The following is a 17,268-nucleotide window of genomic DNA, read 5'->3' as shown; positions in this document are numbered from 1 at the left end:
CGCAACTTCTGCCGTGCCCGCCACCTACGTCGCACTACTTCAAATGGAGGAGCGCGGATGGCCCATCAGCGGCCCCTCTCAGCGCGGCGGTTCGCTCGGCAGGACCACCAGACGCGTGCGCCGCTCACCGTCCAGCACCCGCAGGGCCCGGTCCAGCGTCGCGGTGTGCATCCGGCTCTCGCCCCGGGTGTGCATCAGCGTCAGCGCGTCCCGCAGTTCGGTGGCCCGCGCCACCAGGGCCTGCGCGGCCCGCAGCCCGCTGTAGGTGTCGGCGGCCCGCGCTGGGTTGATCCTGCCCAGCAGGTCGACGACCGCCAGGTAGGCGTCGATCAGCTCGCCCTCGGCCCGCGTCAGCGCGGGCAGCGGCGGCAGTTCCGGCACCACCGGGATCACCCGGTCTTGCGGCTGAGCGTGATCTGGTCGACCAGCCCGTACGCGAGCGCGGCCTCCGCGTTCAGGAAGGTGTCGCGCTCGATGTCCTTGCGGATCCGCTCGATGTCCTGGCCCGTATGCCGCTCCAGCAGCGCCTCCAACCGCTCGCGCATCCGCTCGATCTCGCGGGCCTGGATCTCCAGGTCGGTCGTCTGACCCTGGACCACATCACTGAACGACGGCTGGTGGATCAGCACCCGGGCCCCGGGAGTCGCCAGCCGCTTGCCGGGCGCCCCGGCGGCGAGCAGTACCGCGGCGGCCGAGGCGGCCTGGCCGATGCAGACCGTCGCGACATCGCACGTCACGAATTGCATCGTGTCGTAGATCGCGGTCATCGCGGTGAAGGAGCCGCCGGGCGAGTTGATGTAGAGGTAGATGTCCTGCTCGGGCGCAGCGCTCTCCAGATGGATGAGCTGGGCCATCACATCGTTGGCCGAGGTGTCGTCGACCTGGGTGCCGAGGATGATCACGCGCTCCTGGAGGAGCTTGGAGTACGGATCCATGGTCCGGATCCCGTTGCTCGTGCGCTCGCTGAACTCCGGCAGGACGTAGCGGGCGGTCGGATGAAGCATCGCTGCACCTCCATCTGTATAAAATGTACAGGACGTACATCCCGTTATGATGGGGAGCATGGCCTATGAAGTCCCGGTGACACAAGCCCGCGCCGAGCTCGCGGAACTGATCAACCGCGTCGTCTACGGCGGTGAGCGCGTGGTCGTGACCCGGCACGGCAAGCCGCTCGTCGCGCTCGTATCGGCCGCTGACCTGGAACGACTCCAGGAGCTGGAGCTCCCGGAGGAGGAGCAGGTGATCAGCACGGTCTCCGCCGTCCGCCCGCCGGCGTCCGCCACGGGCGAACGCCGCCGCTTCGGCATCGCCGCCGAGCACCGCGGAGCCACGCACGCCCGCCGCGACGGAGCCTGACGGGCCCGCCGCGACGGGCGGGGGTCGTCACGTACGCTTCGCGGGCGTCACGGCACGTAACGTGAGTTAACGCCGCCGAAATGCCACCGAACTAACCTGCGACTTCCGGATAACGGAAGCCAGGATCCGCCGGTCAGGACAACCGGGGCAGGTCCGCCCGTCGGGACAACAGTGAGGTGTGTGGCCATGCAACTGACTCCCCACGAGCAGGAACGCCTGCTCATCCACGTCGCCGCCGACGTGGCGGAGAAGCGCCGGGCCCGGGGACTCAAGCTGAACCACCCCGAGGCGATCGCCCTCATCACCTCGCACATCCTCGAAGGCGCCCGCGACGGCCGCACCGTCGCCGAGCTGATGGCCTCCGGCCGCAAGGTCCTCACCCGCGCCGACGTCATGGAAGGCATCCCCGAGATCATCCACGACGTCCAGGTCGAGGCCACCTTCCTCGACGGCACCAAGCTCGTCACCGTCCACGACCCGATCGCCTGAGGGGCCGGCCCATGATCCCGGGAGAGATCCTCTACGCGGACGAGCCGATCGTCCTGAACGAGGGCAAGCAGGTCACCCGCCTGACCGTCCTGAACTCCGCCGACCGCCCCATCCAGGTCGGCTCCCACTACCACTTCGCCGAGGCCAACCCGGGTCTGGACTTCGACCGCGCCGCCGCCCGTGGCAAGCGCCTGGCCATCGCCGCCGGCACCGCCGTCCGCTTCGAGCCGGGCATCCCGGCCGAGGTCGACCTGGTGCCGCTCGGCGGCGAACGCGTCGTCGCGGGACTCCGTGGCGAGACCGGAGGTGCCCTCGATGACTGAGCTGTCTCGCGCTGTCTACGCCGACCTGTTCGGGCCTACCACCGGTGACCGTATACGACTCGCCGATACGAACCTGCTGATCGAGGTCGAGAAGGATCTCTCCGGCGGCCCCAACAACTCAGGCGACGAAGTCGTGTTCGGCGGCGGCAAGGTCATCCGCGAGTCCATGGGCCAGTCCCGCGCCACGCGTGCCCAGGGCACCCCGGACACCGTCATCACCGGCGCGGTCATCCTGGACCACTGGGGCATCGTCAAGGCCGACATCGGCATCCGCGACGGCCGTATCACCGCCATCGGCAAGGCGGGCAACCCCGAGACGATGGACGGCGTCCACCCGGACCTGGTCATCGGCCCCGAGACCGAGATCATCGCCGGCAACGGCAAGATCATCACGGCCGGCGCGATCGACGCCCACGTCCACTTCATCTCGCCGACCATCGTCGACGAGGCCCTCTCGGCCGGCATCACCACCATCGTCGGCGGCGGCACCGGCCCGGCCGAGGGCACCAAGGCCACCACCATCACCCCCGGCTCCTGGCACCTGGCCCGGATGTTCGAGGCGCTGGAGCACTACCCGGTCAACTTCGGCCTGCTCGGCAAGGGCAACACCGTCTCCACCGAGTCGATGGTCGCCCAACTGCGCGGCGGCGCCCTCGGCTTCAAGATCCACGAGGACTGGGGCTCCACCCCCGCCGCCATCGACGCCTGCCTCAACGTCTGCGAGGCCACCGGCGCCCAACTCGCCATCCACACCGACACCCTCAACGAGGCCGGCTTCGTCGAGGACACCCTCGCCGCCATCGCCGGACGCGGCATCCACGCCTACCACACCGAAGGCGCGGGCGGCGGGCACGCACCCGACATCATCACCGTCGTCTCGCAGCCCAACATCCTGCCCTCGTCGACCAATCCGACGCGCCCGCACACCGTCAACACCCTCGACGAACACCTCGACATGCTGATGGTCTGCCACCACCTCAACGCGGCCGTCCCCGAGGACCTCGCCTTCGCCGAATCCCGCATCCGGCCCTCGACCATCGCCGCCGAGGACTTCCTGCACGACATGGGCGCGATCTCGATCATCTCCTCCGACTCCCAGGCCATGGGCCGGGTCGGCGAGGTCGTCCTGCGCACCTGGCAGACCGCGCACGTCATGAAGAACCGCCGCGGCTCCCTGCCCGGCGACGGCCGGGCCGACAACCTCCGAGCCCGTCGCTATGTCGCCAAATACACCATCAACCCGGCCGTCGCCCAAGGCCTCGACGCCGAGATCGGCTCCATCGACCCCGGAAAGCTCGCCGACCTCGTCCTCTGGGACCCCGCCTTCTTCGGCGTCAAGCCCCAACTCGTCATCAAGGGCGGCCAGATCGCCTACGCGCAAATGGGAGACGCCAACGCCTCCATCCCCACCCCCCAACCCGTCATGCCCCGCCCCATGTTCGGCGCGATCGGCCGAGCGCCGGGCTCCAACTCCTTCAACTTCGTCACGCAGACAGCCCTGGACGACGGTCTGCCCGAGAGGCTGAAGCTCAGCAAGCAATTCGTACCGATCCTGAACACGCGCGCGGTCACCAAGGCGGACATGCGCGAGAACGACGCCCTGCCCCGCGTAGAGGTCGACCCCGACACCTTCACCGTCCGCATCGACGGCGACGTGATCGAACCGGCCCCTGCCGCAGAACTGCCCATGGCCCAGCGGTACTTCCTGTTCTGACATGAATGAGATGGAGCCGCAGCCGCGCGAACAAGCCGAGGGGGTGCGCCGGGGTGCCCCCACAGGCGACGAGAACAGGCGTACGGCACCAATGCGGACTGCCCGCGGTTCGAGCGCCGAGGTGGGGGCACCCCCAGCCGCCAGGGCTGGGGGAATGCCCCGGTGGCGGCCCCGACCCGGCCACGAACAAGCGGCACCCCGGGCAAGCCGAGCGGCGCTCCTCGTTCTGGCCGACGGCCGCTTCCCAGCAGGCGGCCACGCCCACTCCGGCGGAGCCGAAGCAGCCGTCAAGGCCGGCCGGATCACCGGCCCCGGCACACTCGAGGCCTTCTGCCGTGGCAGGCTGCACACCTCAGGACTGGTCGCGGCGGCACTGGCCGCCGCCGCGACCGCCGGCCTCGACCCGCTCCTCCTGGACGAGGCGGCCGACGCCCGCACCCCGTCGCCCTCCCTCCGTACGACCGCCCGCAAGCTCGGCCGCCAGCTGACCCGCGCGGCCCGCGCCGCCTGGCCCTCGCCCGAACTCGACGCGCTCGCAGCCGCCCGCCCCCAGGGCGCCCACCAGCCCGTCGTACTCGGACTCACCGTCCGCGCCGCAGGGCTCACACCACTCGACGCCGCCCACGCCGCCGCGTACGAATCCGTGACAGGCCCGGCGACCGCCGCCGTACGCCTGCTGAGCCTGGACCCCTTCGCGGTCACCGCCGTCCTCGCCCGGCTGACCCCCGACCTTGACGAGGTGGCGGCGCAGGCCGCCGAGGCGGCACACCGAGCCCTGGACGAGGGCATGGACGTGCTGCCCGCCGCCTCCGCCCCCCTCCTCGACATCTACGCGGAGCAGCACGCCACCTGGCCCGTACGCCTCTTCGCCTCGTAACACAACACCGGAGCCGACATGCACCTCGACCTCGACCACGACAACTACCCCGAGCGCTACGCCTACGGCAGCCTCCCCCTGGCTTCGCCGGGGGGACCCCCAGCGACCCGCCCCGACGGAACCCGCAGAGCGCTCCGTGTCGGTCTCGGCGGCCCGGTCGGCTCCGGCAAGACCGCCACCGTCGCGGCGCTGTGCCGCGCCCTGCGCGACCGGCTGTCCATCGCCGTCGTCACCAACGACATCTACACTCGCGAGGACGCCGAATACCTGCTGCGCAACGCCGTCCTGCCCCCCGAGCGGATCAGCGCCGTCGAGACCGGCGCCTGCCCGCACACCGCGATCCGGGACGACATCTCCGCCAACCTCGAAGCAGTGGAAGACCTGGAGGAGACCGTCGGTCCGCTCGACCTGATCCTCGTCGAGTCGGGCGGCGACAACCTCACCGCCACCTTCTCCAAGGGCCTGGTCGACGCCCAGATCTTCGTCATCGACGTCGCAGGCGGCGACGACATCCCCCGCAAGGGTGGCCCCGGCGTCACCACCGCAGACCTCCTCGTCATCAACAAGACCGACCTCGCCCCGTACGTCGGCTCCGACCTGGAACGCATGGCCCGCGACGCCAAGGCCCAGCGCGGCGACCTCCCCGTCGCCTTCACCTCCCTGGTCGCCGAGGGCGGCGTCACGCCCGTCTCCGACTGGATCCACGAGCGGCTCACCGCCTGGACCGCGGTCCCCGCGTGACCGGAGTCCACGCCACCGCCCGCCTCACCGCCGCGCCCGATGGTCGCGGCGGCACCGCCCTGCCGCTCCTCACCGGCGACGGCCCCCTCGCCCTGCGCCGTACGCGCTCCGCCGGGCCCGAGGCCCACGTCACCGTCGTCGGTGCGATGAGCGCCCCGCTCGGCGGCGACCGGCTCGCCATCGAGGCAGTGGTCGAGCCCGGCGCCGCCCTGCGCATCGGCACGGCGGCGGCCACGGTGTCGCTGCCGGGCCGCACGGGGGAGCAGGCCCGCTACGACGTACGGCTGACGGTCGGCGAGGACGCCGTACTCCACTGGCTGCCCGAGCCGCTGATCGCCGCCGAGGGCAGCGACCTCCGGATGACCACCACCGTGGAACTCGCCCCCGGCGCCCGGCTCGTCCTTCGCGAGGAGCAGATCCTCGGCCGCTCCGGGGAACACCCCGGCCGCCTCACCACCCGTCTCACCGTGCGGCTGTCCGGCCGCCCGCTGCTCGACCAGGAGCTGTCCTTCGGCCCCAATGCCCCCGGCTGGGCGGGACCCGCCGTGCTGCACGGCCACCGCGCCGCCGGCCAACTCCTCGTCGTGGACCCCGAGTACGCCGACAAGCCGATCGAGCCCCGGGTCCTCTCGTCCGACCAGGCCGAAGGCGAGGCGGTGTTGACCCCGCTCGCCGGTCCCGCCGCCCTCATCACGGCGGTCGCCCCGGACGGACTGCGGCTGCGCCGGCTGCTGTCGGCTAGCGTTGCCCCGTGACCAATACGATCAACAGCGATTCCCCCGGACGCCACGGCCCGGCCGCCACCACGGAAGCCGACCCGGACCGCGTCGGCTCCGTCCGCATGGAGTACGCCCCCGCCCACGACGGCGACCCGGACCCCGGTGAAATCGTCTGGACCTGGGTCCCCTTCGAGGAGAACGACGGCCGCGGCAAGGACCGCCCCGTCCTCGTCGTCGCCCGTGAGGCACACGGCACCCTCCTGGCCGTCCAGCTCTCCAGCAAGGAGCACAACGACGACCAGGAGTGGCAGCCCATCGGTATCGGCCCCTGGGACCGTACCGGCCGCCCCTCCTGGGTCAACCTCGACCGCGTCCTTCGCGTCCACCCCGACGGCATGCGCCGCGAGGCCTGCGCCCTCGACCGCGGCCGCTTCAACCTCGTCGCGAACCGCCTCAAGGACCGCTACGGCTGGCGCTGAGCGGACATGCCCGGACCCCGGCCAGGCGCGGGCCGGGGTCCGGACCCCTCATATCCGTTATGTGGTGGCTTTTCCAGCTGTCCTCTGTGTATGCGCCGTGACTGCCATGTTCACCGTGTCGCTGGGACGAGCAGCCCGATGAGCGCCTGGACCGCCTCGCCCAGACCCCTTCGATGCAGCAGCTCCGTCCGGTGCACCAGACGTGGCGCGGACACCGCCACTCCCGCCACCCCACCCGCCGCCTCGACCACCGACGCCGGCAGCAATGCCAGCCCGTGCCCGGCCCGCACCAGCCCCAGCAGGGCCCGCACGTCGGTGCCCTCGCACCGCACCGCGATCCGGAAAGCCTCCGCCCCCGCAGGCGGCGGCACCGCGGCCTCCGGTGCGTCCAGCCACAGCCCGGCGGAAAGACTCTCGAGCCGTACGCCACCTCGCCGCCTCGCCAGCGGATGGCCGTCCGGCACGGCGACGACCAGTTCCTCCTCCCCGCACCGCAGCGCGTGCAGCGGCCCCACCTCCGGCAGCCGCAGCGGATCGCTCGGCGCGGCCGCGCCGTCCACCACCCCCACGTCCAGCCGGCCCGTGGCGACCCTCGCCACCACCGCAGCCCGGTCAAGGATCCGTACGGTCACCTCCGTACGCGGAGCGGTCACCCGTAGCCGCGCCAGCGCCGAGGCGACCTGGTCGCCCATGGCCAGCGGCGAGGCGCCGAGCACCACGGACGCGGCCGGGGCGCGCCCGGCCCGTACGACCTCGGTGCGCGCCGCCTCCAGCCGCAGCAGCAGCGGCCCGGCGTGCTCAAGAAGCCGCACCCCGGCCTCCGTTGGCGCGACGGGACGCCGGCTCAGCAGCTCGACGCCGAGGTCGGCCTCCAGTGCGGCGATGTGCTGGGAGACGGCTGACTGGGTGTAGCCGAGTTCGCGTGCCGCGCCCGAGAAGGAGGCGCAGCGGGCCACGGCGCTGAAGGTGCGGAGCAGGTGCGGATCCATGGATGATAAGTATCCCTGATGGACGGTGCACATATCATCGTTGGACCTGATGCGGAGCCGGGCTCCAGGATGAGCACATGACCTCTCCAGTCCCCGCCGCCCGACTCGCCCTTGTCGGCGATCGCTCCGAGAATGTCCGGTCCCATCAGCGCGTCCCGCTGCTCCTCGAAGCGCTGCGCCGGCGCGAGGGCCTGGTCATGGACGCGTACTGGCTTCCCACCGAGGACGCCGAACAGCCCGGCGCCGTCGAGGGCTTCGACGCTGTCTGGCTGCTGCCCGGCAGTCCGTACCGCAGTGAGGCCGGCGTACTAGCCGCCATCCGTACGGCCCGCGAGGGCGGCATCCCGCTCCTGGGCACCTGCGGCGGCTTCCAGCACGTCGTCCTCGAGTTCGCCCGCAACGTCTGCGGCGCCGCCCACTCCCGGCATGCCGAGAACGACCCCGACGCGGCAGCCGAGGACCTTGTGATCGTCCCGCTCTCCTGCTCCCTCGTCGGCCACGAGGGCGCCCTCCACATCACACCGGGCACCCGCGCGCAGCGGCTGCTCGGCGCGACCGAGTCGTTGGAGCGCTACCACTGCGCCTACGGCCCCAACTCCGCCCGTCTGGGCGACCTCCAGGCCCAGGGACTGCGGTTCACCGGCCATGACGCCGACGGTGAGCCGCGCATCCTCGAACTCCCCGACCACTCCTTCTTCCTGGCCACCCTCTTCCAGCCGGAGCTGGCCGGCGACGGTTCCGTGCCGCATCCGTTCATCCGCGGCTTCGCCGAAGCGGCGGTTGAGCGAGCGGCGGCCAGAAGTCTGACCAAGCCTGTGGGTTGATTAAGAAATACCTGTACGAAAAGATCCCCTTGCAGTTCTGCGATCACTGCCGCCATAAGCGGCACTACAGCAGGGGGAAAACCACATCGTGAGACGCATGACAGTGCTGGGCGTCACGAGCGCCCTGATAGCGGGCGCCGTGGCTGTCGCCGCACCGACGACGGCCACGGCCGGGGACCGCGTACCCGGCGGCCGGGCCGAGGCGCACGGGGAGCAGATCGCCGCGGCCCGCGCCGCGAAGGCGGGCATCGACTGGGCCGCGTGTCCCGCCGGCTGGGGGTTCGAAGCCCCCATCCAGTGCGGCTACGTCACCGTCCCGGTCGACTACGCCAAGCCCAACGGCAAGACCATCAAGATCGCGGTCGACCGCATCGGCAACACCGGAACCTCGGCCGATCGCCAGGGCTCCCTCCTCTACAACCCCGGCGGCCCCGGCGGCTCGGGGATGCGCTTCCCGCGCCGGGTCACCACCAAGAGCGCGCTCTGGACGAGCGTGGCCAAGGCGTACGACTTCGTGGGCTTCGACCCGCGCGGCGTCGGCCACTCCGCGCCCATCTCCTGCGAGGACCCGCAGGAGTTCGTCAAGGCGCCCAAGGCCGACCCGGTCCCGGACAGCGAGTCCGACAAGGCGGCGCAGCGCAAGCTCGCCAAGGAGTACGCGCAGGGCTGCCTTGAGCGCACCGGCGCCGCCATGCTGTCCCAGATGACCACGGCGAACACTGCCCGCGACATCGACGTCATCCGCGCCGCGCTCGGTGAGAAGAAGCTCAACTACCTCGGCGTGTCGTACGGGACCTACCTCGGCGCCGTCTACGCCACGCTGTTCCCGACACACGTACGCCGAATGATCGTGGACAGCGTCGTCAACCCGGCCCGGGACCAGATCTGGTACCAGAACAACCTGGACCAGGACGTGGCCTTCCAGGGCCGCTGGGACGACTGGAAGGCGTGGGTCGCCAAGTACGACTCCGTCTACCACATCGGCGACACGCCCAAGAAGGTCCAGGCCCAGTGGGACGCGCTCCGCGCAACCGCGAAGCAGAAGCCCATCGGCGGCGTTGTCGGCCCGGCGGAGCTGCTGGGCTTCTTCCAGAGCGCCCCGTACTACGACTCCTCCTGGGCCACCGTGGCCGGGGTGTGGAGCAAGTACCTCGCCGGTGACACCCAGGCCCTCGTCGACGCGGCCGGCCCCGACATGACCGACACCGCGGGCAACATCTCCTCGGAGAACGGCAACGCCGTCTACACCGCCGTCGAGTGCACCGACGCCAAGTGGCCGACCAGTTGGCAGAAGTGGGACCGCGACAACACCGCGCTCAACGCCAAGTACCCCTTCCTCACCTGGTCCAACGCCTGGATGAACCTCCCCTGCGCCACGTGGGGCGTCCCCCAGCAGACCCCGGTGGACGTGCGCACCCACCACGGCCTGCCGAAGGTCCTCATCGTCCAGAGCACCCGCGACGCCGCCACCCCCTACTCCGGCGGCGTCGAACTCCACCACCGCCTCAAGGGATCCGAGCTCATCACCGAGAAGGACGCCGGCTCCCACGGCGTCACCGGCCTCGTCAACCCCTGCATCAACGACCGCGTCAACTCCTACCTCCTCAGCGGCACCCTCGACGGCCACGACGTCGAATGCGCCGCCCACGCCGCTCCGGTGCCGGCCACGAGCTGACCCAGGACCGCCTGGACCTGAGATACGGACGGTGCCGCACCCCGGAACCCCGGGGTGCGGCACCGGAGGCGAGCCTCGACGCCTTCCTCACTGGCCTCGACGGCTGGCTCTGATCCCAAGGTCCGTACGCCATCAGCCGACCCGGATGCCCGTGGTCCCCTCGCTCCCGTCGCCGGTGTTGACCGTGCCGCGGGGCTCGAACATCAGGATCCGGGTGCCCTGGTCGGCGTGCGGGCGGTGCGGGGTGCCCTTGGGGACCGTGTAGACATCCAGCGGGTCCAGCGTCACCGTCCCGTGGGGCAACTCCAGGCGCAGCCGTCCGGCGAGGACGAGGAAGAACTCGTCGGTGTCCGCGTGGATATGCTCGTCGAAGTCGCCCTCGACGTTGGCGACCTTGACGTCGTAGTCGTTGACCTCCGCGAGGACGTGGGGGAGCCACTTCTCCGGTACTGCGTCCATCACGGTGCTGATGTTCAGCTTGTTGTCGCTCATACCGCTGCTACCTCCGAAATAGATTCCAGCCTCGGTTGCGCGATCCGTACGTAGTCCTTCGCGGACAGCGCCAGAGAGCGGTCGAGACGGGCCGCGTTGTTGATCTCCTCGTGCTCCAGCAGGGCCGGGTCGACCACCGGCTCGAGCCGCTCGTCGTGCTCGCCCATACCCGCTACCCGCCTACAGCTCGTCGTGGATCGTGCGCCTGACCTCGTCGATACGGTCCTCGTCACGCCGGTAGAAGACCCACTGCTTGATCCGGGTCCCGTGGATCAGTCCGGTGCGCGACAGGGCCTTCAGATGCTCACCCGCGACCGGTTGGCTCACGCCGAGCTTCTCGGCGATGAAGAGCCCGCACACCCCGTCGCGCACCAGGTCGCCGTCCGTCTGCGGCGGGAAGTGGCGGACCGGGTCCTTGAGCCATTCCAGGATCTGCAGCCGGCGCTCGCTGGCGAGGGCTTTGAGTACGTCGACAGGGAGCACGATTAGCCAGTTTGCTAATTGCCTATACGGATGTCAAGGGCGCCCGGCGAGCCAGCGGTCCTCGGCGGCATAGTCGAACGGATCGCCCTGCGTCTTCGCCCGCTCCGCCAGGACGGGGAACACCTCACGCCAGTCGCGCTCGCGCAGGGCGTGCACAGTCCAGGCGATCGTGGCCGGCAGCGAGTCCTCGTACGTCGTCACCGCCCGGTAGTCCAGCTCGCGCTCCGCTGCGGCCATGCCGAACACCAGCGGTCGGGGCACCGACCACCCGCTCTCGCCGACATGGTCCACCGGGGGCGGTCCGTCCACGAGGATCGTCTCGCACGAGTATTCCATCGCGGCATCGATCGCCGCGCCGATCTCCGCCACGGTCGGGGTGCGCGGATCGACGGCGTTGAGAACCCGGGAGCCCGGCTTGCGCGCCGCGAGCCGCACCAGTTCGGCGATGTTGGAAGAGCTCGCGGGACTGAAGCGGCTCTCGCCGCCCCATGCGAGCACCCGCACGGGCCGCTTGTCCAGCACCCGCTTGATGAACCACAGCTCGCGCAGCGTCGGGCTGTACGGTCCGTGGATGGCGCCCGCCCGCAGCAGCGTCGTGGGCAGCCGGTCGCCCGCCGCGAGCAACTCCCGCTCCAGGGCGACCTTCTTCGTGCCGTAGCTGAGGTCGCTCGGTGCCACGGTCCGGTACGTCTCCGGAACCGGCACGGGGTATTCCGGGAAGCCGTCCGGCTGATCCTGCGTGTCGAAGCTGCGGCCGCGCTCGTCCTCGTACACGGCCGCGCTGGAGATGACGACCGCCGAGCCGATCCGGTCCGCCAGGCCCAGCAACTGCTGGGCGTGGCCCGCGTCGTATGCGACGCAGTCCAGCAGCACATCGCAGCCGTCGCCGAGCGCCGCCGTCAGTGCTTCGCTGTCCCCCCGGTCCACGCGTACGCTCCGTACGCCTTCCGGCCAGGCCTCGTCGCCGCCTCCGCCGCGTGAGGCCGCCCGCACCTCCCAGCCGTCCTCGGCGAGGGCGCGCACCGCCGCCCGCCCGATCTGCCCGGTCGCCCCGATCACGAACGCCGATCCTGTCGCACCTGCTGAGCTCGCTGTCTCTGTCATACGCCGGACGCTACGGGCGATCACCGCCCGCTCCCAGCGACGTTCGCCCTGCGCTGATCCGCCGTCAGCGCAAAGTGCCGCCGGTCAGGGCAGCATCCAGGACAGCGCGGCCGTGGACTGGAGCCACACCAGCAGACAGAGGAAGACGAGCATCCCGGCGCTGTAGCCGACCACCCGGCGGAAGATCCGCCCCTCCTGGCCGTGCAGATGGGCCGCCGCGGCCACGATCGCCAGGTTCTGCGGGGAGACCATCTTGCCCAGGACACCACCCGAGCTGTTCGCGGCCGCCAGCAGCGTGGGGGACAGGCCGGCGCCCTTCGCGGCCGTCACCTGCAGGGTGCCGAACAGCGCGTTGGAGGAGGTGTCGGAACCGGTGATCGCGGTGCCGATCCAGCCGAGTACGGGGGAGAGCACCGCCAGGATCACGGTAGCGCTGGCGAGGGCGTGGCCGATGGTGGCCGTCTGCCCGGACAGGTTCATCACATACGCGAGCCCCAGCACGCACGCCACCGTGGCGATGGCGGGCGCGAGCTGCCGCAGGTTCGCACCGTACGCCCGCACAGCCGGGCCCGGGCGGACGCCCAGAACCACCGCCGAGATCACCCCGGCCAGGAGGAGCAGGGTGCCCCCGGCCGGCAGCCAGTTGAAGTTGTACGTGCTGAAGCTGACCGGCTTGCCGGCCGCGTTGACCACATACAGCCCCGGCCAGGCGAAGGCGTGCACGCCCTTGGCCAGCAGCTCCTTCGCCGCCGGGATCTGGGCGACGGAGAAGACGGCGATGATCGCGGCGTACGGAGCATAGGCGCGTACGACCTCCGCGGGAGCGTCGGTCACCGGCGGCGTGGCCCGGACTGTGGTGAGCGTGGCGCCCGCATCTGCTTCCGCTTCCGTAGCGCCGCCGCCGCCGTCGGCGCCCGGCGGCTCGTCGGCGGACGCCTCGCGGGTGCGGCGTGCGTGCGGCAGCCGGGTCCAGCCGACCAGCACCGCCGCCGAGGCGAGCGCGGCAACGATGTCGGTGAGCTCCACGGGCCCGTACGAGGCGCAGGCGAACTGGGCGATGCCGAACACCAGCCCGCCCAGCAGCGCGGGCTGCCAGGTCTCCCGCAGCCCGCGCCGTCCGTCCACGATGAAGACCAGGACCAGCGGCACCAGCACCGCGAGCACCGGGGTCTGCCGCCCGATCGTGGCGCCGAGGTCGCGCACCGAGTAGCCGGTGACATTGGACAGGGTGATGACGGGCGTGGCGATGGCCCCGTACGCGACCGGCGCGGTGTTGGCGACCAGCGCGACCACCGCCGCGCGCAGCGGGGTGAAGCCGACGGCGATGAGCATGACCGAGGTGACGGCGACGGGGGTGCCGAAGCCGGCCAGTGCCTCGAGGAGGGCGCCGAAGCAGAAGGCGATGACGACGGCCTGCAGCCGCTGGTCGTCGGAGACTCTGCCGAAGGAGCGGCGCAGGACGTCGAAGTGGCCGCTGTCCACGGTCATCCGGTAGATCCAGAGGGCGTTGACCACGATCCACATGATCGGGAAGAGCCCGAACGCCGCGCCCTCGAGGGCCGCCGACACCGCCTGCCCGGCGGGCATCCCGTAGACCCAGACGGCCAGGACGAGGGCGACCGCGAGCCCTGCGAGCGCGGTCCAGTGGGCGCGCAGCCGCCCGCTGCCGAGCAGGACGAACACCGCCAGCAGAGGCAGGGCCGCGACCACCGACGACCAGAGGCCTGATCCGCCGACGGGGTTGAGCACTTGCTCGTACACGCCAACCATCCCTCTCATTTGAGGAAGTCATGACACATGATTGACACAAGATCGCCGCGAAAACCCTCGACGCCCGCGCACCCGTCCCGGAATACTGCTTCCGCATGCCGGGCACGTCAATGCGGAGGCACAGATGACTTCTTGGGCCGTACCTGATGTCCTCGACCGTTCACGGAGCGTGGCCCCGCCGGGCTGGAGCCGCTGGCTGGTGCCGCCCGCCGCGCTGTCCATCCACCTCGCGATCGGCCAGGCCTACGCCTGGAGCGTCTTCAAGCCGCCGCTGGAGACCTCGCTCCACCTGTCAGGCACACTCAGCGCCCTGCCCTTCCAACTCGCCATCGTCATGCTCGGCCTGTCCGCCGCCTTCGGCGGCACTCTCGTCGAGCGCAACGGCCCGCGCTGGGCGATGTGCGTGTCCCTGATCTGCTTCTCCTCCGGCTTCCTGATCGCCTCGCTCGGCGCCGCCACCCGCCAGTACTGGCTGGTCGTCCTCGGCTACGGCTTCGTCGGCGGGATCGGGCTGGGCGTCGGCTACATCTCGCCGGTCTCCACGCTCATCAAGTGGTTCCCCGACCGGCCCGGCATGGCGACCGGCATCGCCATCATGGGCTTCGGCGGCGGCGCGCTGATCGCCTCGCCCTGGTCCGCCCAGATGCTGAAGTCCTTCGGCCCGGACTCCTCCGGCATCGCGCAGGCCTTCCTCGTCCACGGGCTCGTCTATGCCGTCTTCATGTCGCTGGGCGTCCTGCTGGTGCGCGTACCGCCGGACGGCTGGAAGCCCGCAGGATGGACCGCCCCCGCCCCGTCCACCGTGCGGCCCCTGATCAGCGGCGCCGACGTGTCGGCCCGCAACGCCATCCGTACGCCGCAGTTCTGGTGCCTGTGGGTGCTGCTGTGCTGCAACGTCACGGCAGGCATCGGCATCCTGGAGAAGGCCGCCCCCATGGTGACGGACTTCTTCTCCGGCACCTCGGCGCCCGTCGGCATCTCGGCGGCCGCCGGCTTCGTCGCCGTGCTCTCGCTCGCCAACATGTCGGGCCGCTTCGTCTGGTCCAGCACCTCCGACCTGATCGGCCGCAAGAACGTCTACCGCCTCTACCTCGGCGCGGGCGCCCTCAGCTACCTCGTCATCGCGATCGCGGGTAACGCGTCCAAGCCGCTGTTCATCCTCTGCACGATGCTCATCCTGTCCTTCTACGGAGGCGGGTTCGCCACCATCCCCGCCTATCTCAAGGACCTCTTCGGCACCTACCAGGTCGGCGCCATCCACGGCCGGCTGCTCACCGCCTGGTCCACCGCCGGCGTCCTCGGCCCGCTCATCGTCAACGCCGTCGCCGACGCCCAGAAGTCGGCCGGGCGTACCGGCCCCGCGCTGTACACCGTGTCCGTCTACATCATGGTCGGCCTGCTGGTCGTCGGCTTCGTCGCCAACGAACTCGTACGGCCCGTCAACCCCCGCTTCCACGAGCCGACCGCCCCCGACGCGCCCGCCCGCGCCGCCGTCACCGAAGGAGGGGCCGCCGCATGAGCACCCCCGTCAAGGACCGCCGCCCGCTGATCGTGCTGGCGTGGCTCTGGGTCGGACTGCCCTTCGCCTACGGCCTGTACGAGCTGGGTCTGAAGGTCGCCAAGCTCTTCAGCGGCTGACCGGGCCCTTGGCCCTGGCCTTGGCCGCCTTGGCTTTGGCGGCCTTGGCCTCCTCCGCCTTGACGTCCGTGGCGTAGCGGTCGACGTACTCCTGCCCGGACATGCCGAGGATCGCGTACATGATCTCGTCGGTGACCGACCGCACCACGAAGCGCTCGCCATCCATCCCGGAGAACCGCGAGAACTCCAGTGGCTTCCCGAAGCGGATCGTCACCCGCCGGATCCGCGGCACGACCCGGCCCGCCGGCTGGATCTCGAACGTGCCCACCATCGCGCACGGGATCACCGGCACCTGGGCGGCGAGCGCCATCTTCGCGACCCCGACCCGCCCCTTGTAGAGCCGCCCGTCGTGCGACCGGGTGCCCTCCGGGTAGATGCCCAGCAGCTCACCGCGCCCCAGCACCCCCAGGCCTTCCCGGAGCGCGTTCTCGCCCGCCTTGCCGCCCGAGCGGTCCACCGGGATCTGACCCGCGCTGCGGAAGAACGCCGCGACCAGCCGGCCCTTGATCCCCGGACCGGTGAAGTACTCCTGCTTGGCCAGGAAGGTGATCCGGCGCGGCAGGATCGCCGGCATCAGAAAGTGGTCGGAGAAGGACAGGTGGTTGCCCGCGATGATCGCCGCACCCTCGTCCGGGATGTTCTCCAGCCCCTCGATCCTGGGCCGGAACAGCAGCCGCAGCAGCGGCCCGAGCAGTACGTATTTCAGCACGCGGTAGAACATGGCAGGCGCCTCCCCTGGATCCGTGCGGGAGTACGCCCCGCCCACGCTGACGGGCAGGGTAGTGCGTGAACCTGGGTGACGCGACGGGGCCGTGCAGGCCCGCCGTGTGCCGGGCGGCTCAGCGCGGCACCTTGATCGCGAGTACGCCGGCCGTCGTGACCCCCAGCACCACCCACGCGAACCACAGCCAGCCGTTCGCTCCGAGCACCACGGTGTACGCGGTGATCGCCACCAGGCATGCCATGGTGCATACCGCCATCGCCTTCGCCGCCGGCTGCATCGGTGCCCTCCTCCCCGCGGCCACAGGGCCACCGGGCTTCCATGGTCGCCCTCCGCGCGCCCGGGCGCCACTGCCGTGCAGCGAGAGACTGCCGGGCTACCAGTCGCCGTCGGTGACCTGACCGCCGTTGTCGTCCTTGAGCTTGTGGACCTGGCCGGGCTGCGGTTCCGCCCAGGGCTGCTCGTCGTCGCCCAGCCAGTCGCCGACCGGCTTGACCCCGGTCAGCGGGCCGGCTGCCGGCAGATCCTCCGCGTCGGCGTCGTAGTAGTCGAACCACGGCAGACCCGCCGCGGTGTACGCGGCCCGGTCCACCGGCGATGTCGGCGGGGCCTCACCGGTGATCTGCCGCCACTGCGGCGCGGTCGCCAGGTGGACGAAGACCCGGCCCGAAGCGCGCTCCCGCCAGTCGGACAGCGGCCGGTCGTCCCGGTAGACCTCCTGCCGCATACGTCCGCCCGCGCCCAGACCGATCGCGGGCGCCGGGCGGCCCAGACCGCGCGACGGCCCCGCCGGTGCGGCGGGCGCGGCCGCCATCGGCATCGCGGCGCCGTACGCCGTCTCGTCGCCCGCCACCCCCCACGTCCCCCGGCGGCG

The 17,268-nt window shown here is 71.1% G+C and carries 22 protein-coding genes and 1 pseudogene; 12 read left to right on the top strand and 11 right to left on the bottom strand.

The genetic code is table 11. The annotated features are described in order from the left end of the window. Nucleotides 1-78: 78 nt before the first annotated feature. A complete protein-coding gene (locus EFK10_RS13130) occupies nt 79-384 on the bottom strand; it encodes a hypothetical protein (protein ID WP_127355892.1) in 306 nt (101 codons plus the stop codon). 5 nt (nt 385-389) lie between these two features. Next, a complete protein-coding gene (locus EFK10_RS13125; protein WP_127355891.1) occupies nt 390-1,004 on the bottom strand; it encodes an ATP-dependent Clp protease proteolytic subunit in 615 nt (204 codons plus the stop codon). A 58-nt stretch (nt 1,005-1,062) separates the two neighbouring features. Between EFK10_RS13125 and EFK10_RS13120 the strand changes: the two genes are divergently transcribed. The 8 genes from EFK10_RS13120 (at nt 1,063) to EFK10_RS13085 (ending at nt 6,698) form a co-directional block, all read left to right on the top strand. Then, nucleotides 1,063-1,356 (top strand): type II toxin-antitoxin system Phd/YefM family antitoxin, encoded by a 294-nt coding sequence (locus tag EFK10_RS13120; protein WP_127355890.1) that lies wholly within the window; start codon nt 1,063-1,065, stop codon nt 1,354-1,356. Between the two features lie 186 nt (nt 1,357-1,542). Beyond that, entirely contained in the window at nt 1,543-1,845 is a 303-nt protein-coding gene (locus EFK10_RS13115) for an urease subunit gamma (RefSeq protein ID WP_127355889.1), read from the top strand. 11 nt (nt 1,846-1,856) lie between these two features. Then, on the top strand, nt 1,857-2,168 hold the full coding sequence (locus EFK10_RS13110; RefSeq protein WP_127355888.1) for an urease subunit beta: 312 nt from the start codon (nt 1,857-1,859) through the stop codon (nt 2,166-2,168). Then, nucleotides 2,161-3,882 (top strand): urease subunit alpha, encoded by a 1,722-nt coding sequence (locus EFK10_RS13105; protein WP_127355887.1) that lies wholly within the window; start codon nt 2,161-2,163, stop codon nt 3,880-3,882. Before EFK10_RS13110 ends, EFK10_RS13105 begins: the two co-directional genes overlap by 8 nt. Nucleotides 3,883-4,036: 154 nt before the next feature. Next, a complete protein-coding gene (locus EFK10_RS13100; protein ID WP_127355886.1) occupies nt 4,037-4,759 on the top strand; it encodes an urease accessory protein UreF in 723 nt (240 codons plus the stop codon). 18 nt (nt 4,760-4,777) lie between these two features. Then, complete coding sequence (ureG, locus tag EFK10_RS13095) at nt 4,778-5,500, top strand: urease accessory protein UreG (protein ID WP_127355885.1); 723 nt, start codon at nt 4,778-4,780, stop codon at nt 5,498-5,500. Next, nucleotides 5,497-6,255 carry an urease accessory protein UreD gene (locus EFK10_RS13090; protein WP_240677192.1) on the top strand — a complete coding sequence of 253 codons (759 nt, stop codon included), beginning with the start codon at nt 5,497-5,499 and terminating at the stop codon, nt 6,253-6,255. Before ureG ends, EFK10_RS13090 begins: the two co-directional genes overlap by 4 nt. Then, nucleotides 6,252-6,698, top strand: a complete 447-nt coding sequence (locus EFK10_RS13085; RefSeq protein WP_127355884.1) for a type II toxin-antitoxin system PemK/MazF family toxin — start codon at nt 6,252-6,254, stop codon at nt 6,696-6,698. The genes EFK10_RS13090 and EFK10_RS13085 overlap by 4 nt, the downstream gene beginning before the upstream one ends. A 110-nt stretch (nt 6,699-6,808) precedes the next feature. Here the strand turns inward: EFK10_RS13085 and EFK10_RS13080 are convergent, their stop codons facing one another. Next, nucleotides 6,809-7,687, bottom strand: a complete 879-nt coding sequence (locus EFK10_RS13080; protein WP_127355883.1) for a LysR family transcriptional regulator — start codon at nt 7,685-7,687, stop codon at nt 6,809-6,811. Nucleotides 7,688-7,764: 77 nt separating this feature from the next. Here EFK10_RS13080 and EFK10_RS13075 point away from each other — a divergent pair, with 77 nt between their 5' ends. Together EFK10_RS13075 and EFK10_RS13070 are read left to right on the top strand one after the other, a co-directional pair. Beyond that, nucleotides 7,765-8,511, top strand: a complete 747-nt coding sequence (locus EFK10_RS13075) for a CTP synthase C-terminal region-related (seleno)protein (RefSeq protein WP_127355882.1) — start codon at nt 7,765-7,767, stop codon at nt 8,509-8,511. A gap of 97 nt (nt 8,512-8,608) precedes the next feature. Continuing rightward, nucleotides 8,609-10,186: an alpha/beta hydrolase gene (locus EFK10_RS13070; protein WP_127355881.1), complete on the top strand. Its 1,578-nt coding sequence runs from the start codon at nt 8,609-8,611 to the stop codon at nt 10,184-10,186. Between the two features lie 132 nt (nt 10,187-10,318). On the opposite strand, the gene EFK10_RS13065 is transcribed toward EFK10_RS13070, so the two are convergent. The 5 genes from EFK10_RS13065 to EFK10_RS13045 form a co-directional block, all read right to left on the bottom strand. After that, entirely contained in the window at nt 10,319-10,678 is a 360-nt protein-coding gene (locus EFK10_RS13065) for a cupin domain-containing protein (RefSeq protein WP_127355880.1), read from the bottom strand. Continuing rightward, nucleotides 10,675-10,845 carry a YbaK/EbsC family protein gene (locus EFK10_RS13060; RefSeq protein ID WP_206305434.1) on the bottom strand — a complete coding sequence of 57 codons (171 nt, stop codon included), beginning with the start codon at nt 10,843-10,845 and terminating at the stop codon, nt 10,675-10,677. The genes EFK10_RS13065 and EFK10_RS13060 overlap by 4 nt, the downstream gene beginning before the upstream one ends. Before the next feature lie 13 nt (nt 10,846-10,858). Beyond that, nucleotides 10,859-11,161 carry an ArsR/SmtB family transcription factor gene (locus tag EFK10_RS13055; protein WP_127355879.1) on the bottom strand — a complete coding sequence of 101 codons (303 nt, stop codon included), beginning with the start codon at nt 11,159-11,161 and terminating at the stop codon, nt 10,859-10,861. Between the two features lie 33 nt (nt 11,162-11,194). Further along, nucleotides 11,195-12,265 carry an NAD-dependent epimerase/dehydratase family protein gene (locus EFK10_RS13050; RefSeq protein WP_127355878.1) on the bottom strand — a complete coding sequence of 357 codons (1,071 nt, stop codon included), beginning with the start codon at nt 12,263-12,265 and terminating at the stop codon, nt 11,195-11,197. 84 nt (nt 12,266-12,349) lie between these two features. Further along, entirely contained in the window at nt 12,350-14,026 is a 1,677-nt protein-coding gene (locus EFK10_RS13045; protein WP_127355877.1) for an L-lactate permease, read from the bottom strand. A 133-nt stretch (nt 14,027-14,159) separates the two neighbouring features. Between EFK10_RS13045 and EFK10_RS13040 the strand changes: the two genes are divergently transcribed. Both EFK10_RS13040 and EFK10_RS52020 read left to right on the top strand, forming a co-directional pair. Beyond that, a complete protein-coding gene (locus EFK10_RS13040; protein WP_127355876.1) occupies nt 14,160-15,554 on the top strand; it encodes an L-lactate MFS transporter in 1,395 nt (464 codons plus the stop codon). Beyond that, on the top strand, nt 15,551-15,673 hold the full coding sequence (locus EFK10_RS52020) for an MFS transporter small subunit (protein ID WP_265737507.1): 123 nt from the start codon (nt 15,551-15,553) through the stop codon (nt 15,671-15,673). The genes EFK10_RS13040 and EFK10_RS52020 overlap by 4 nt, the downstream gene beginning before the upstream one ends. On the opposite strand, the gene EFK10_RS13035 is transcribed toward EFK10_RS52020, so the two are convergent. From EFK10_RS13035 to EFK10_RS13030, 3 genes and pseudogenes are all read right to left on the bottom strand, one after another. Further along, entirely contained in the window at nt 15,663-16,394 is a 732-nt protein-coding gene (locus tag EFK10_RS13035) for a lysophospholipid acyltransferase family protein (RefSeq protein WP_127355875.1), read from the bottom strand. The two genes, EFK10_RS52020 and EFK10_RS13035, sit on opposite strands and share 11 nt — an antisense overlap. Nucleotides 16,395-16,512: 118 nt before the next feature. Beyond that, on the bottom strand, nt 16,513-16,674 hold the full coding sequence (locus tag EFK10_RS47350) for a hypothetical protein (RefSeq protein WP_164835969.1): 162 nt from the start codon (nt 16,672-16,674) through the stop codon (nt 16,513-16,515). A 96-nt stretch (nt 16,675-16,770) separates the two neighbouring features. Then, nucleotides 16,771-17,268, bottom strand: a pseudogene (locus EFK10_RS13030) (hypothetical protein); the annotation flags it as partial.

The organism is Streptomyces soli (assembly GCF_003999195.1).
Lineage (GTDB): Bacteria > Actinomycetota > Actinomycetes > Streptomycetales > Streptomycetaceae > Actinacidiphila > Actinacidiphila soli.
Note: the sequence above shows the minus strand (reverse complement) of the source record. Positions and strands in the feature narration are given on the sequence as shown.